Source organism: Acidobacteriota bacterium (genome assembly GCA_019347945.1).
In the GTDB taxonomy this organism is placed as follows: domain Bacteria; phylum Acidobacteriota; class Thermoanaerobaculia; order Gp7-AA8; family JAHWKK01; genus JAHWKK01.
On record JAHWKK010000018.1, the window covers coordinates 59212 to 74767 of the forward strand.

Sequence of the window (15556 nt, forward strand, 5' to 3'; positions counted from 1 at the left end):
TCACGCTCCTCTTCCGTACTCTGATCCTGCTCTGGCCGGTGACGTGGGGTTTTCACGGTGGCGGTGCGAGGCGTGTGGGCATCGGTGGTAGGGACGCGGGGCGCATGGGTTCAGGTACGCCATACCCAAGTAACTCCCGTCGACTCATGCCATCGGGCGTTCTGATGAACTCTCGGAGCTCCGAAGACTTCGGAAAGAGAGGAATTCGGACACGCTCCTTGGAGTCGAGCTCGGCGCCCTGGTTCTTCGCGCTATCTTCTTATGAAGATGCGTGGTTCTGTCTCAGCGCAAAAACACCTCGACGCGGCGGAATGAAGGCGCTCGCCGGGCCGTGCTTTTTGATGTCCATCGAGATGACCGCATTGATCGTCGCCTGGGGAGTCCGTGACTCTGAGGACGCGAGCCCCGGTTTCTGAATCGCCTCGGTCAGATCTCAGTAATGCATCGGCCCGCGTTCGGAGAGGATGCGGAGAGCGGCATCTTTGAGGGAACCGCTGTCGGTCGGATTCCGGGCCGAAGCCTTCTCATTCATCTCATCAGGCATTTTCTGGTCTCGTACTCTCGAGTTTTCGGAACTGGCCGATTTTACATGGACGGCGAAGAATTTCGCTCAGATCTCGCAGGTGATAATCTGACCGCCTTAGTTCAACGTTCAGGGGGCTAGGTTTGGAAGGAATCGGTTGCATTTTGCTCCTGGCCGGGATCCTCGCGGCCGCTGTCGTCGTCCTACAAGGCTTCGATCAAGTTGCTGGCCGAGGTCGGAAGCAAGTCAGCGACGGGATTCGAGACGCTGAAAGTCACCCACGCGGCACGAGCGACGACCGCGTTCCATGCCCGGAATGTGCTGAACAGATTATGCGCGAAGCGAAGAAATGTAGATTCTGCGGCCACACATTGAACGCTTAGAGCCGCTCCGGCCCATCCCGCTCGTCGGTTTCGAGAGTCGTGACGGCGTAGCGTCTGTCGGCGCTCAGGACCCGGTCGGCCTCGAAGCCGCCTGACCTGTGATCGCGCCCTCCGTGGAATCGATCGATCGAAGCTTTCGATCCGCCGACTTTTTCACCGCTTTCTTCGCTTCGGCTGATTTGTCGCCTTCGAGCACTTCGCGCTTCAGGACGTCCTGGGCGAGCATGTCGCGGATCTCGGCGGTCTCGATGCGGACGCCGGGAGATGAGCGGCGGAGCTCGCGGCGGATGACCGAGAGAACCGGCTCGCTCAGGACGATCGCTCCGAGCAAATATTTGTTCGTCGCCTGCTGGAAGTCGTGGTACTCGTCGAGCGCCGACTTCTGCATGCTCTCCTTCGTCAGGAGGAAGAGTTTCTCGAGATCCTGTTGAGACCGGCTGTTCATCTCGAGCAGGTCGAGCTGGATCACGAGCTCCTTGTCGATCGGCTTCCCGAAGATCACACGGTAGACCTGCCACTCCACGCCGTTCGTCAGCGATACCCACTCGACGCCCTGATTCGCAGCGTAGTCGACCGCCTGCTTGACGTGCGAATCCTTGAGAGTGGTATCGATCGCCTTCACCTCGATGATGATCTGGACTTTTTCGTCGAGCCGGATCGCCAGATCGCAATAGGTGTTGCGAATGCAGAGCTCACGGGTGATCTCGGTGTACTTGTCGAAGCCGAACACATCCGCGAGCATGTCCGCAATGATCATCGAGGTGTCGGACTCGTTGACGTCGCGAGACCGGGCGCCGCTCAGGATCGGCTGAAATCGCTTGAGTCCATCGGTCAGCCGCTTCGATACGGATTTCGTCAGGGTTGCCATGGATCTCTTCCCCTCGAGGCGTTGGTCTTTTTTGAATGCGAATCAGAGCCGGCGCCTCAACCGGTCTCCGTCTCCGCTTGGTGAATGCCGAGATTGTAGTACATCGGGTGTGGTGGGAGCGGGGACATCGCGCAAGTTCGTGAGGGGGCTCGGCGTGGGGAAAGGTTGGAGGTTTGAGGTTGGAGGTTGGAGGAACGCGGCTCGCCGAAGGTGAAGCCATGCCAGTGATAGGAGACAGTGCGCAAGTTCGTGACGGGGCGGCTCGGCAGGCGCCTCGCCCTCCCGCTGGCGGCGAGGCATCGCGCGAGTTCGTAACGGGGCGCGGGCTGGAAGCCCGCCACACGGCAGGCTGGAAGCCTGCGCTACGGTGCGAGGTGCGAAGGATGAGCGGGCGAGTCGTCGGCTCGGCCCCGAGCGTGAAGCGTGACGAGAGGGAAGCGATGGCGGGAGAATTTCGAGATGCGATCCGGGGGATCGACGCGGTGGCGTCCGGTCATGTGTGAGATGAAATGGGTATTTTAACTAATTAACAGATCATTTTAATTGATGAATTGGTTGGAGGTATGAGGTTGAGGAGACAGGAGCCAGGATGCAGGAGCCAGGATGCAGGATTCAGGATTCGGATTTTGAGAGTCCTCGAGCGCAAAACGTCTGAGCACGAGCCGCCGCCAGATCCTTCGCCGTCCTTCGGCGGCTCCAGGATGACGAAGGGTGAGTTTTCGCGAGAGTAGACATTCGAGCACGATCGTCACGGCACGCAAACAGATCAGTCGTCATTGTGCGGATCGCACATGCTTGTTGAAAACCGGCGCTACGGCGGCGCAGATGATCGTCGAAGAACATCCTGATCACGATGCCATAGAACCGGCTGATCTCAGGCATGTATCGTTCGCTGCAATGCTGGAAAGAGCTCTTCCGGGCGTTTGCCTGTCAGCTCCAGATACAAGGAATCACCGGAAATATCGATGTCGCTCCCCCACACGAGATCTCCGCGCTCGACTCGGACTTCGCGAAAGGCTGCTTCGTCGCGCCATTCGGGACACGGGCTCGGGACGCGGGATGCGAGACGCGGGGGAAGAGGAGGGATTCGTCGGAAGCGGGATGGGGGACATTGCGCAAGCTCGAGACGGGGCGGCTCGGCAGGCGCCTTGCCCTCCCGGTGAGGCAGGTTGCCGGTGGCCGGTGGCCGGTTGCCGGTTCGAGAGTCTGCGACGCCACCCACAGCGATCCGGTGAAGCGCGTCCCTCGCCCCGCATTTCCTCGCCGAGCGCGAGACGGATCGCCGGTTTGACCTGGCTCGTCCGGCGCATCTATCGTGACGGTCATGAAACGAGCGAAGAGCCTGCCGCCGGTCGCGAAAGGTACCGAGTGGGTCGGCGGTCGCACGACCTTCCCCGACGAAGTCATGTTCGAAGGGGAACAGCCGGAAGTCATCGTCTGGTACGAGCTCCCGTCCGGCTTCATCCTCGGTCTTACCGCGATCGACATCGAGCACCCCCTCTCCTTCAGCCAGTCGTTCCACGATGCCGTGTGGAGTCCAGGAAAGGGAGAGCCTCGTAGCCCCGAGACGATCCGCGTCGCCACCGAGGAGCTGGCGGACACGCTACGCGCAATCGGCGCCGCGAAAAAAATCGTCGTCGCTCCAACCCCCGAGGTCGACCGCGTCGTCGCGGAGCTCGCCGCAGCGATCAGCCGAGATCCGGAACCGCTGGACTGGAGCTACTTCGGAGACGGCTCGATTCCGCTCCCCGTTGTCGTCGAGTTCTTCGAGACCGCCCTTGCATTCGCCCGCAAAAAGCCGTGGAAGGTCATTCAGCCGCACCAGATTCTCGGGTTCGATTCCGAACAGCTCGACGCCCAGGAGAGTCTTCTCTCAGTCGGAGGTGCCGCAGGCGCGCCGGCGATCTTCGTCTTCGATTCAATCGAAGCGTTCGCCCTCTTCTCGTCGGATGACGAAGTGTTCGAGCAGGGCGACCAGGAATGCGACCCGGCCGAGCCGCCGGGGATGTTGCTCATGTCGCTGCAGCCGAGACGAAACGTCCCCCCTCCTCTTCTCGAAGAGCTCGACCAGTTCGGGTGGCCCGTCGCCCGAGGAAAGATTCCGGTGGTCTCGGCTTACGACATGGCGGGGCATGAAGTGACCCTGTCCGAGCGCGAGCTCCGAATCGTCTCGCTCGCGATGGCCGGTGCGATCGATCTCGCCGGCCGTCACGCGCGACTGTTCCGCGAACCCGATCCCGACCGGGTCGAGGTGAGACGAACCGATTCCGCCGGCTTCACCGCAAAGATCACCGCTCCGTTCGAGCCCCCCGAAGACTTCGACGAGGAGCAGGACGATGACGATGACGCGCTCATCGACCATCCGTCCGGGCTTTTGACCCGCTCTTCCGGACCGCGTCGCGTTCCGGAACCGGTCGGGCGGAACGAACCGTGCCCCTGCGGAAGCGGAAAGAAGTACAAGAAGTGCCACCTCGGTGCGCCACCCCCGGCACGCCGCCCGCGCCTTCAGAACACCGACGGAGACCCGATTCTGTTCATCACCGATGCGTTCTGGTTCGATCCCGCGGACCGGGACGAGGTCATACGGCGAATCGGCGAGATCGAAGGCGCCGTCCCGCCCGTCTCCGAAGACGGCGAAACGCGCATCGTCATCCTCCGCCCGGATCACCCCGGGAATCCCGACAGCGACACGACCGTGATCGGGACGATCTTCGTGAGGGAAACTGCCGTTCTCGCGGAAGCCAATTCCCACAAGCGCGCGGATGCGCTGAGACGCTGGATCGAAGAAGCCTGCGGCGAGACGGTTCACTTCACCCACCGCGACGAGAACGACGCGCTCGCGGATATCGGCATCCTTCCTCCTGATCCGTCCGGCCCGGTGGTCGGGCCGGATCCCGCATTCCTCCGAGCGTACAAAGAAAAGCATTACGGGACCTGGGCCGACGAGCCTCTGCCGGCCCTCGGAGGACGGACACCCCGGGAGGCCGCCGCGACGTCGAACGGCCGGAAACAGGTGGATGAGCTCCTGACGATCATGGAAGAGATGGAAGCGACGAGACCCGAGGAGGAACGCTTCGATTTCGGCCGGATTCGAGGAGAGCTGGGGCTGTGAGGAAGAAGAGTGAAGAGTGAAGAGTGAAAGAAGAGACGCCGCGAAGGTAACCTCTCGATACTCTCACCCTTGATCACGAGCCGCCACCGGATCCTTGGCCGTCCTTCGGCGGCTCAGGATGAAACCACCATGAAATTGTTGGACTTCGACCCTTTGCAGCGCTTCGCTTGGTCTGATGTCCCAACCTACGAGGTCCCTTCGGTTTCCCCCACCCAACACCCCTCAGGGCAGGCTCTTCGCCTGCCCGCCCGACCGCCCGCTCAGGATGACGTCGGTTTGAGTATGCGAGTGCGGTTGTTTCTGCACTCACAGGTGTCATTTCCGCTTCACCGTCGCATTGTGCCGTTCAAACGGCTCAGGATGACGAATCAACGCTGACCTCATCCTGAATCCTGGATCCTGGATCCTGACTCCTGGATCCTGACTCCTGGACCCTGTCTCCTCCAACCTCCAACTTCGAGCGCCGGAGGCGCGAGACGCTTGACCACGAAGTTCGTGGTATACTGATTTCGTGAAAAACGTAACAATCGTCCTCGACGAGAAGGTCGCAAAATGGCTCAGGGTTCGCGCCGCCGAGCACGACTCCAGTGTCTCCCGATACGTCGGTGAGATCCTCCGCCAAATGATGGAAAACGAACGGAGTTACGGGACGGCGCGGAGAGACTTCTTCGCGATCGAAGCGCGATCACTGCGGGAACCGGGCGAACCACTCCCCACCCGGGAAGATCTCTACGACCGCGACCGCTCGTGACGTTCGTCGACACCAACATCCTCGTCTATCGCTTCGACGATACAGAGCCCGGAAAGCACGCAATCGCCACTGGCTGGCTCGAGAAGCTGTGGGAAGAACGCAGCGGGAAAATCAGCGTCCAGGTCCTCCGCGAGCTGTACTCGGTTCTGACGCGGAAGGTGTCGACGCCGATGTCGCGCAAGGACGCCGGCAGGATCGTCCGATCACTCGCGACCTGGGAGCCGGTCGTCGAAGACTTCAGTCTCATCACGAAAGGCCTCGAGATCGAGAACCGGTGGAACCTCTCCTTTTGGGATTCGATGGTCGTGGCAGCAGCTCAACGATCCGGATCCTCGATCCTTCTCTCGGAGGATCTGCAGAACGGAATGGAGCTCGGGTCAGTGACGGTCGTCAACCCGTTTGTTGAACAGGATCCAGGAGACAGGATTCAGGATTCAGGAGACAGGATTTGAGGATTTGAGGGACGAGGGTGCGAAACGTTGATCACGAGCCGCCCCCAGGTCCTTCGCCGTCCTTCGGCGGCTCCAGGATGACGAATGTCCGGGTTTCGCGAGAGTAGACATTCGTTCACGATCGTCGCTTCGCGCAAACACAACACTCGTCATTCTGAGCCCGGCGCAGCACGGGCGAAGAATCTGGGCGGGGGTTGTGGAGAAGAGTGAAAGAAGAGACATCACGAAGGCAAACCTCTCCATACTCTCACCCTTGATCACGAGCCGCCCCCAGGTCCTTCGCCGTCCTTCGGCGGCTCCAGGATGACGAATGTCCGGGTTTCGCGAGAGTAGACATTCGTTCATGATCGTCGCTTCGCGCAAACACAACACTCGTCATTCTGAGCCCGGCGCAGCGCGGGCGAAGAATCCGGGCGGGGTTGTGGAGAAGAGTGAGGAGTGAAAGAAGAGACATCACGAAGGTAAACCTCTCCATACTCTCACCCTTGATCACGAGCCCCCGCCATCCTTCGCCGTCCTTCGGCGGCTCAGGATGACGAATCAACGCTGACCTCCAACCTCAAACCTCCAACCTCCAACTTCGAGCGGCCGGAGGCGCGAGTCGCGCTACGGCGCGCCCACGAGACCGGCAATCGCGCGCAGCAGCTCGTGAGGCGTGAACGGCTTTCTCACGTAGTCATTGAACCCCGCCTCGAGGGCGAGCTCGCGCTCGAGAGGTCCACCAAACGCGGTCAGCGCAACGGCCGGAATCCTTCCCCGCTCGCCGCTCCGCGCCCGAAGGCGACGCACCAGCGCGTGCCCGTCCTCGGCGGGCATGGCGATGTCACTGACGAGCACATCGAACGTCAGCTCCGTCAGGCGATCGAAGGCTTCCGCCGCGCTGCTCGCCGTCACGACCGTTGCTCCCGCTCCCCGCAGAACCGTGGCAACCATCGTCCGCATCTCGAGCGCGTCGTCCACCATCAGTGCCTTCACGCCAGGCAGCCGGATTTTCGCCTGAACCGGCGGCTCATCCGCGGCTCCGATCGGCATCATCCGCGAAATTCGAGTCGCGGCGACGCCGCGAGCCGGCAGCGTCACCGTGAAGGTCGAGCCCTTCCCCAGTCCCTCGCTCTCCGCGCGCACCGTGCCGCCGTGCATCTCGACCAGTTGCTTCACAATCGAGAGGCCGAGCCCGAGGCCACCGTACTGCCGTGTGCTGCTTCCGCCTCCCTGGCTCAGACTCTCGAAAACCCGCGGTAGGAACTCGGGGCTGATGCCCGCCCCCGTGTCCTTGATCGCGATCTCGACATCGGTCCCGTCAGACGAGAACCTCACCTTGATGAGACCCCCCTGAGGAGTGAACTTCACCGCATTCGACAGAATGTTCCAGAAGATCTGCTGAAGCCGCGTGGGGTCACCGTAAACACTAGGAGCACCATGCGCGAACGACTCCTCGATGATCCGGATGTTCTTGTTCTCGGCGGCAGGCATGATCGTACGGATCGTGAGGAGCAGAGTCGCTGCGACTTCCACGAGCTCCCGCGTCAGCTCGAGCTTCCCGGTGAGCAGGCGCGAAACGTCCAGCATGTCGTCGATGAGACGCGATTGCGTCTGCGCAGACTGACGGATCGACTCGATCGCGACGAGCTGCGTCTTCGCGTCGAGATCACCGCTGAGAAGAAGCTCGGACCACCCGAGGATCGAGGTCAGCGGAGTTCGCAGCTCATGGGAACTCGTCGCGAGAAACTCGTCTTTTGCGCGATTCAGCGCCTCCGACTCCCGGTACTGCTGCACCAGATTCTCTTCGACCTTCTTGCGATCTTCGATGTCGGTGCTCGAGCCGATCCAGAGCGTGATCGCTCCGCCGGCATCGCGCAGCGCCGAAGCACGCGTGAGGAACCAACGGTAGACGCCTGCTGCGCTGAGAAGGCGGCACTCGTGCTGGAACGGCTCACCGGTCGCCATCGAATGAGCCCACTTTCTGGTGTGCTCCTCCACTTCGTCCGCGTGGGCGAAGTTCATCGGGCCCGACGAGCACGCTTCCCTGCTCGTCGATCCGGTGAACTCGATGAGCTGCCGGTTCACGTAATCGACGTTGCCGTCCGGCGTCGCGGTGAAAATCATCAGCGGCACCGCCTCGGCGAGAAAGCGGAAACGCTCCGCGCTGATACGCGCGGCTTCCTCCGCCTTTTTCCTGTCCGTGATGTCGCGGATGTTGCACTGGATGACCTTGAGCTCTCCCACCATGTAGGAGTTGCTCACGAACTCCACTTCGACCCGTCTGCCGAGCTTCGTTTCGAGCGGCATGTCCTCGTAACGGATGTATCCCGTGTCCTGCAGACGTTCCATCGCAGCCCGGCTCTCGTCCTGGTCCGAGAAGAGACCGATCTCCCACAGTTCCTTGCCGACCAGCTCATCGAGCGGATAGCCGAGCATGTCAATGACGAAAGGATTCGCGTCGACGATTTTGCCGCTCTTCTCCTCGAGGATGAGAATCGCATCCTGGGCGGTCTCGAAAAGCCGCCGGTACCGCTCCTCTGAAGCGACCAGCGCAATCGCCGCCTCGGTGCGTTCCGTGATGACGCGAATGGTGCACTGAATCACATTCCGTCCGTCGACCATGTACGTGTTGCTCACGAGCTCGACCTCGACCGGCGTGCCCTGTTTGGTCTCGAGAGGAATGTCGTGGTAGCGGATGTAGCCTGTCTTTCTCAGACGCTCCATCGCGACCTGACTTTCGGCCTTGTCGGAAAAGAGTCCAATCTGCCACAGTTCCTTGCCGACGAGCTCGTCGAGCGTGTATCCGAGCAGATCGAGGACGAAGGGATTCGCATCCATGATCGTCGCCGGTTGTCGATCCGCGTCGAGAATCAGGATCGCGTCTTGCGCGGTCTCGAAGAGCCGGCGATAACGCGGCTCGGAGATCTCGGGTGAGAGCTGGAGGTTCGCGGCACCCGCGGCGGGCAGCGTCGGCGGTTGGTTGGCCATTTTACCCATCCTTCCGGGTTTCCGTCTGAGGATGAAGGCAATGGCGGAACGCGAACGAGAGCGGCCGGAATGGCATCTCTCCGTGCGTGCCTGTCGCCACGGGCTGGTATCAGGCGTCTGTGTGTGACAACCGGCGTGCTGGCGGCGAATTCCGATGTGAAGACGGTTGGTGGAGGTTGGAGGTTGGAGGACAGGATCCAGGAGACAGGAGACAGGAGACAGGAGACAGGATTCAGGATTCAGGATCCAGATTCGAGGTCAGCGTTGATTCGTCATCCTGAGCCGCCGAAGGACGGCGAAGGATCTGGTGGCGGCTCGTGAGTCAATGTGGCGAGTTAGTGCAGGGACGACTCACGACCACCGGCCAGATTCTTCGCCCGCGCTGCGCCGGGCTCAGAATGACGAATGCTTCGCTCTTCAACCCTGGCTCCTGGCTCCTGAATCCTGAATCCTGTCTCTGACTCCTCCAACCTCCAACCTCGAACCTCCAACCCAGATCGCGCCGGAGGCGCGAGATGACCATCAGGCATAATGAGCCTCGATTTTTCGATGGCCATCTCCGCAGGCAGCCGCATCGGTCCGTACGAAATCACCTCCCGCATCGGCGCGGGCGGTATGGGTGAAGTCTGGCAGGCCACCGACACGCGTCTCGGACGCAACGTCGCCATCAAGTTCCTTCCCCCCGACTTCGCCGCCAACCCCCACCTCACCGCCCGCTTCGAGCGCGAAGCGCGAACGATCTCCCAGCTCAGCCACCCGAACATCTGTACGCTCCACGACGTCGGGCGCTCCGAGGGGCATTCCTATCTCGTCATGGAACTGCTGGAAGGCGAATCGCTCGAGGACCGGCTCAAACGCGGGCCGCTGCCGCTCTCCGAGGTCCTCCGGATCGGACGGCAGATCTCCGAGGCGCTCGACCGTGCGCACCGGTCCGGGGTGGTGCACCGCGACCTCAAGCCGGGCAACGTCATGCTCACCCGCTCCGGAGCGAAGCTCCTCGACTTCGGCATCTCGAAATCGATCCCGTTCGCCACGACCACTGACGACGAGACACTCGACGACGAGACCGCCCACAAACCACTCACCGAAGAGGGAACGCTAATCGGGACGCCGCAGTACATGGCGCCCGAACAGATCGCCGGCGAGCAGACCGACCACCGCACCGACATCTTCGCGCTCGGGCTCGTCCTCTACGAGATGGCGACCGGCGAGCGCGCGTTCCAGGGCGCCACCCGCACGAGCCTCATCGCCGCCATCGTCGGCAAGGATCCGCGGCCGGTTCGCGAGCTCCAGCCGCTCACTCCTCCCGTTCTCGAGCACGTCATCGCCCGATGCCTCGCGAAGGATCCGGACGATCGGTGGCAGAGCGCGCACGACATCGCAGCCGAGCTCGCTTGGATCAGTGAAGCCGGCGAGGATGCGAACGTCACCCTTTCTCAATCCCCGCCAGACCGCGGACGAAAGACGCGCGGCTGGATCGTCCCGCTCATCGCCGCCGCACTCGCCGCCGCCATCACCTGGGCGCTGATACGCGAAGAACCAGCGACCCGGAACGTGATCGAATCATCGATCGAGATGCCCGCCGGGACGCGGCTGTCGCTGATCGGCGGGCTCGCGATCTCTCCCGACGGCACGATGATCGCCACGGCGCTCGACGACATGCAGGGCTCGCGCTCGCTCTGGGTCCGGCCGCTCGCATCGTCGACGTTCCGCCGGATCGAGGGGACGAGCGACGCGGCGTATCCGTTCTGGTCGCCCGACTCGAGCGAGATCGCCTTCTTCGCCGCGGGCCAGCTCAAGCGCGTAAGCGCCTCGGGGGGACCGGTGCAGATGATCGCGCCCGCGCCCGGCGGCCGAGGCGGCGCATGGGGGGCGGACGGGACGATCGTCTTCGCACCGACGATCGAAGGTCCGCTGATGAAAGTCGACGCGACCGGAGGCGATCCGGTGCCGGCTACCCGTCTCGCGCCGGGCGAGACCGCGCATCGCTGGCCGGCCTTCCTTCCCGACGGGGAACGATTCCTCTACGTCGGCATGGCGAATCCCGGAACGGGAAGCGGCATCCACCTCGGTTCGCTCGACGACGAGGAGATGCGCGAGACCGTCTCCGACGTCTCCTCGAGCATGGCGGTCGCCGACGGGCATCTCTTCTACAGCCGCGACGGCGCGCTCGTCATGCAGAAATTCGACGAGGACAGCGCGACCGTCTCCGGCTCAGTGATGCGTGTCCTCGACGGGGTCGCGCTTTCGGAACGGATATCGGCGCTCTTCTCGGTCGCCCGCGACGGAACCGTCCTCGCACAGCGTGGAATCGGCTTCGTCAATTCGCAGCTCGTCTGGGCCGACCGGGAGGGAAACGAGCTGGAGGCGATCACCGGGATGGACCTCTTCTTCTCGCCGAAGCTCTCGCGCGACGGCCGCCGCCTCGCGGTCGACCGCTCGAACCCGATCAGCGGACAGGGTGACATCTGGGTCTACGATCTCGACCGCAACGTCCCGACCCGGATCACGTTTCAACAGGAGAACGAGTCGGCGCCCGCATGGTCGCCCGACGATCGCCATCTCTACTTTCATCGCGGGGTCCAGGGGGCGAGCTACATCGAGCGTACGAGCGCGGGAGGGACGGGAGAGGTCGAAACGCTCTTCGCGTCGCCGGCGGAGAAGCGGCTGACGCACGTTTCGAGCGACGGCAACCGGATCCTCTTCGACGTCCTCACCGGCACGCTCTCCGACATCTGGCTCCATTCGGTCGCGGAGGGAACGACGAAGCCGTGGCTCGCAACGCCGTTCAACGAGCGCGGTGCCGAGCTCTCGCCCGACGGACGATGGATCGTCTACCAGTCGGATGAATCGGGACGGAACGAGATCTATGTACGAGGGTTTCCCGACTCGGAACGGAAGTGGCGGATCACCGACGGCGGAGGCATCATGCCGTCGTGGCGCGCCGACGGACGGGAGATCTTCTACATCGCGCCGGACCGAAGGATGATGTCGATCCCGGTCGACCCGAACGAGCAGATGTTCGCCGGTTCTCCGGTGGCGCTCTTCGACGCGGGCGTGCGATCGCACCCTGTGCGACAGTACGACGTCACCCCGGACGGTCAGCGCTTCGTGCTGAATCGCGCGGGAACCACGAGCATCCCGCCGCTGACGCTGGTTGTGAGGAAGATGATGAAGAGTGAAGAGTGAAGAGTGAAAAAAGAGACAGGAGCCAGGATTCAGGATCCAGGAGACAGGATTCAGGAGACAGGCTCGTGACTCGAGGGTGAGAGTGTCGAGAGGCTACCGCGGCGTCTCTTCTTCACTCTTCACTCTTCACTCTTCACTCTTCTTTCCAACCTCAAACCTCCAACCTCCAACCTTCTACTATAATGCGCCCCCGGAACGGCGACCCCCGGCATGCCCCCTATTCTCAAAGTATTCTTTGGACGCGCCCATCCTCAGCTCGGCTACGAGATCTGCGAGATCCTCGGAGAGGAGCCGGGAAAGGTCACCCTCTACAACTTTTCCGACGGCGAGAACTACGCCCAGATCGACGAGAACGTGCGCGGCGCGGACGTCTTCATCCTCCAGCCCACCTGCGCTCCGGTCAACGACAACCTGACCGAAATGCTCATCATGCTCGACGCCTTCAAGCGCTCGTCGGCGAGTCGCGTGACGGCCGTTCTCCCCTACTACGGATACGCGCGCCAGGACCGGAAGGACAAACCCCGCGTACCGATCACGTCCAAGCTCGTCGCCGACCTTCTCCAGGCAGCCGGGGCCTCGCGCGTCCTCACGATGGATCTCCACGCGCCGCAGATTCAGGGCTTCTTCGACATCCCCGTCGATCACCTCTTCGCCGCGCCGGTCATGATCAAGTACCTCAAGGACCAGGGGCTCGAGGACCTCACGATCGTCTCACCCGATGCGGGCGGCGTCGAGCGCGCCCGCGCCTACGCCAAACGCCTCTCCGCCACACTCGCCATCGTCGACAAACGCCGCGTCGAGAAGAACAAAGCCGAGGTGATGCACATCATCGGTGACGTCGACGGACGCAATGTCGTCATCGTCGACGACATCATCGATACTGCGGGAACGCTCATCGAGACCGCGAAGGTGCTCGCGAATCAGGGGGCGAAGTCCGTCTCGGCCGCGTGCACGCACGCCGTCCTGTCCGGTCCCGCCATCCAGCGGATCAACGGCTCCGCGCTGAGCTCGGTCATCGTGACCAACACGATCCCGACATCCGAGAAAGAAGCCGACTGCCCCAAGCTCGTGACTCTCTCGGTCGGCAACCTCCTCGCCGAGGCCGTCAAACGGATCCACCGGGAAGACTCGGTGTCGTCACTGTTCAGGTGAGGCAGGAGCCAGGAGTCAGGAGACAGGATCCAGGAGACAGGATTCGAGGTCCTTCGGGCGCGAAACGTTTGATCACGAGCCGCCCCCAGATCCTTCGCCGTCCTTCGGCGCCTCAGGATGACGAATGTTTGGATTTCGCGAGAACAAGCATTCGTTCAGGATCGTCGCTTCGCGCAAACACAACACTCGTCATTCTGAGCCCGGCGCAGCGCGGGCGAAGAATCTGGGCGGCGGATCGCGAACCACCCTTTCATCGACTCTCCACGTTGACTCACGAGCCCCCGTCCAACCTCTACCTGAATCCTGGATCCTGACTCCTGCTTTCCTGGATCCTGAATCCTGAATCCTGGATCCTGCTTTCACACGGATCGCAGGCTGCTCATCACGCTCAGGCCGCAGAAGAGGCCGACGAGATCGAGGAGCTCGGCGACGTGAAACGGCTTTTCGAGCACCGCGGCGGGCCGGACGGCAGCCTCGCTGGGGTCGAAGGAGTGGCCGGTGATCACGATGACCGGCAGCTCGACCTGCCGGGATCGAAGCCAGCGAAGCCATTCGCGGCCGTCCATCTCGGGCATGACGATGTCGAGGATGACGAGCGTGATGTCGGGGTTCTCCTCGACGACGCTGCAGGCACGCTTTCCGTTTTCAGCGGTCAGGACTTCGAAGCCGTAGGGGACGAGCAGGTCCTGGTAGGAGGCGAGAAGCCGGGAGTCGTCGTCGATGACGAGGAGCTTCCTGTACGTTCGCCTCGACCTGTTCATGTACACCGTTGTGATTATCGCACCTTTCCGGGCTGATCGCGAACGATGGATGTGCAAGGCGGTTGCCGAGGGGCAGTTGCCGGTGGCCAGTTGCCGGTGGCCAGTTGCCAGTTGCCAGTTTCCGGTTTCCGGTTTCCGGAGTACGACCTAGGTAGATTGTGACCAGATATGTATAGGTTGATTGTTACCACTGTGTCGCCCGCTGAAGCGGGCTCGACACTGATTTTGGGAAAGCTTCTGTCCCCCGGCTGAAGCCGGGGGCTAAGAACTGTCGCCGCCTTCGGCGGCTTTGTCGATATGTCTGTTTTGCGCGAGCCTGCAACGGTTAGCGCTTGGCGTCGGTTCTTTCGCCCGGCAACGGTTAGCGCTTGGCGTTGGTTCTTTCGCCCGCGATGCGGGTTCGACACGCCCTGGTGGATGCGAGACCATCCCTCGCCGGCAACCGTGTGCAACCAGGTTGATGGTTGCCACTCTTGTCCAGGTTGATTGTTTACCACCCTGAGGTGGCGGCAGGACCTGTGGGAACGTGGAAAAGGACTGGCGGGTGATCGTCTCTCCTTTCTGCCCTGACTATTTCGCGCGTTTGGTGTGAGCGATCGGGTCAGCCCGCGCCAGCGGGCGACAGATCTTAGCCCCCGGCTTCAGCCGGGGGACAGAACCTTCCCAAATTCAGTGTTTGAGCCCGCTTCAGCGGGCGACAGAGTGGTAACAATCAACCTGGACAACAGTGGCAACCATCAACCTAGCTGCACACGGGGGCCAGTTGCCAATTGCCGGTTGCCGGTATGGGAGATGCGGGATGCGGGGCGAGCTTGCGCGATGCAACATTCCACCGGGAGGGCGATACGGCCGGTTGAAAACCGGCGCTACAGGGGGGGTTGGTGCGCCCGACAGGATTCGAACCTGTGACCTTCGGTTCCGGAGACCGACGCTCTATCCAGCTGAGCTACGGGCGCTTTGATGCAGCAAGGGGACTCAACCCGGTGGGTACCGATTGTATTGCAAAGTTTTCAGCCGGAGAACGAGGGCTGCTGGAGTTGACCCGGTTTCGTGGACACCTAAAGATGGAACAAGGAGGTCCACGAGATGTCGAGATATCGGAAGGCGTACTCAGAGGAGTTTCGCCGACAAATGGTTGAGCTGGTGCGCAACGGTCGAACCCCTGAGGAGCTATCAAGGGAGTTCGAACCGTCGGGTCAGGCGATCCGCAACTGGGTCGAGAAGGCAGACATCGAGGAAGGTCGTCAGGATGATGGTCTGACGAGAACAGAGCACCAGGAACTGGATCGACTGCGCCGGGAGAACCGGCGGCTCAAGGAAGAGCGGGAGATTCTAAAAAAAGCCGCGGCCTGGTTCGCACAGGAGACCAAGGCAGCACCGAACGGATCTTCGGAT

11 protein-coding genes and 1 tRNA gene are annotated in these 15556 nt (G+C 62.1%); 7 read left to right on the plus strand and 5 right to left on the minus strand.

What is annotated here, in order from left to right; translation table 11 throughout:
• Positions 1–259 precede the first annotated feature (259 nt).
• Both KY459_12000 and KY459_12005 read right to left on the minus strand, forming a co-directional pair.
• On the minus strand, positions 260–430 hold the full coding sequence (locus KY459_12000) for a winged helix-turn-helix domain-containing protein (protein ID MBW3565440.1): 171 nt from the start codon (positions 428–430) through the stop codon (positions 260–262).
• Positions 431–970: 540 nt separating this feature from the next.
• Positions 971–1774 (minus strand): type I restriction enzyme HsdR N-terminal domain-containing protein, encoded by an 804-nt coding sequence (locus KY459_12005; GenBank protein MBW3565441.1) that lies wholly within the window; start codon positions 1772–1774, stop codon positions 971–973.
• 880 nt (positions 1775–2654) lie between these two features.
• Here KY459_12005 and KY459_12010 point away from each other — a divergent pair.
• The 4 genes from KY459_12010 to KY459_12025 all read left to right on the plus strand — a co-directional run bounded on the left by KY459_12010 (position 2655) and on the right by KY459_12025 (position 6089).
• Positions 2655–3065, plus strand: coding sequence for a hypothetical protein (locus KY459_12010; GenBank protein MBW3565442.1), 411 nt, complete (start codon positions 2655–2657; stop codon positions 3063–3065).
• A 33-nt stretch (positions 3066–3098) separates the two neighbouring features.
• Positions 3099–4886, plus strand: coding sequence for an SEC-C domain-containing protein (locus KY459_12015; protein ID MBW3565443.1), 1788 nt, complete (start codon positions 3099–3101; stop codon positions 4884–4886).
• 511 nt (positions 4887–5397) lie between these two features.
• Entirely contained in the window at positions 5398–5637 is a 240-nt protein-coding gene (locus tag KY459_12020) for a CopG family transcriptional regulator (protein MBW3565444.1), read from the plus strand.
• Positions 5634–6089, plus strand: a complete 456-nt coding sequence (locus KY459_12025) for a PIN domain-containing protein (protein MBW3565445.1) — start codon at positions 5634–5636, stop codon at positions 6087–6089. The genes KY459_12020 and KY459_12025 overlap by 4 nt, the downstream gene beginning before the upstream one ends.
• A gap of 606 nt (positions 6090–6695) precedes the next feature.
• Here KY459_12025 and KY459_12030 read toward each other — a convergent pair.
• Positions 6696–9059, minus strand: coding sequence for a PAS domain S-box protein (locus KY459_12030; protein ID MBW3565446.1), 2364 nt, complete (start codon positions 9057–9059; stop codon positions 6696–6698).
• A 549-nt stretch (positions 9060–9608) separates the two neighbouring features.
• Here KY459_12030 and KY459_12035 point away from each other — a divergent pair.
• Positions 9609–12248, plus strand: a complete 2640-nt coding sequence (locus KY459_12035) for a protein kinase (GenBank protein MBW3565447.1) — start codon at positions 9609–9611, stop codon at positions 12246–12248.
• 210 nt (positions 12249–12458) lie between these two features.
• Complete coding sequence (locus KY459_12040; protein ID MBW3565448.1) at positions 12459–13400, plus strand: ribose-phosphate pyrophosphokinase; 942 nt, start codon at positions 12459–12461, stop codon at positions 13398–13400.
• Between the two features lie 359 nt (positions 13401–13759).
• Here the strand turns inward: KY459_12040 and KY459_12045 are convergent, their stop codons facing one another.
• Positions 13760–14161 carry a response regulator gene (locus tag KY459_12045; GenBank protein ID MBW3565449.1) on the minus strand — a complete coding sequence of 134 codons (402 nt, stop codon included), beginning with the start codon at positions 14159–14161 and terminating at the stop codon, positions 13760–13762.
• Between the two features lie 879 nt (positions 14162–15040).
• Positions 15041–15117, minus strand: a tRNA-Arg gene (locus KY459_12050).
• 175 nt (positions 15118–15292) lie between these two features.
• Between KY459_12050 and KY459_12055 the strand changes: the two genes are divergently transcribed.
• Positions 15293–15556 (plus strand): hypothetical protein (locus KY459_12055; GenBank protein ID MBW3565450.1); only part of this gene is annotated, 264 nt, incomplete at its 3' end.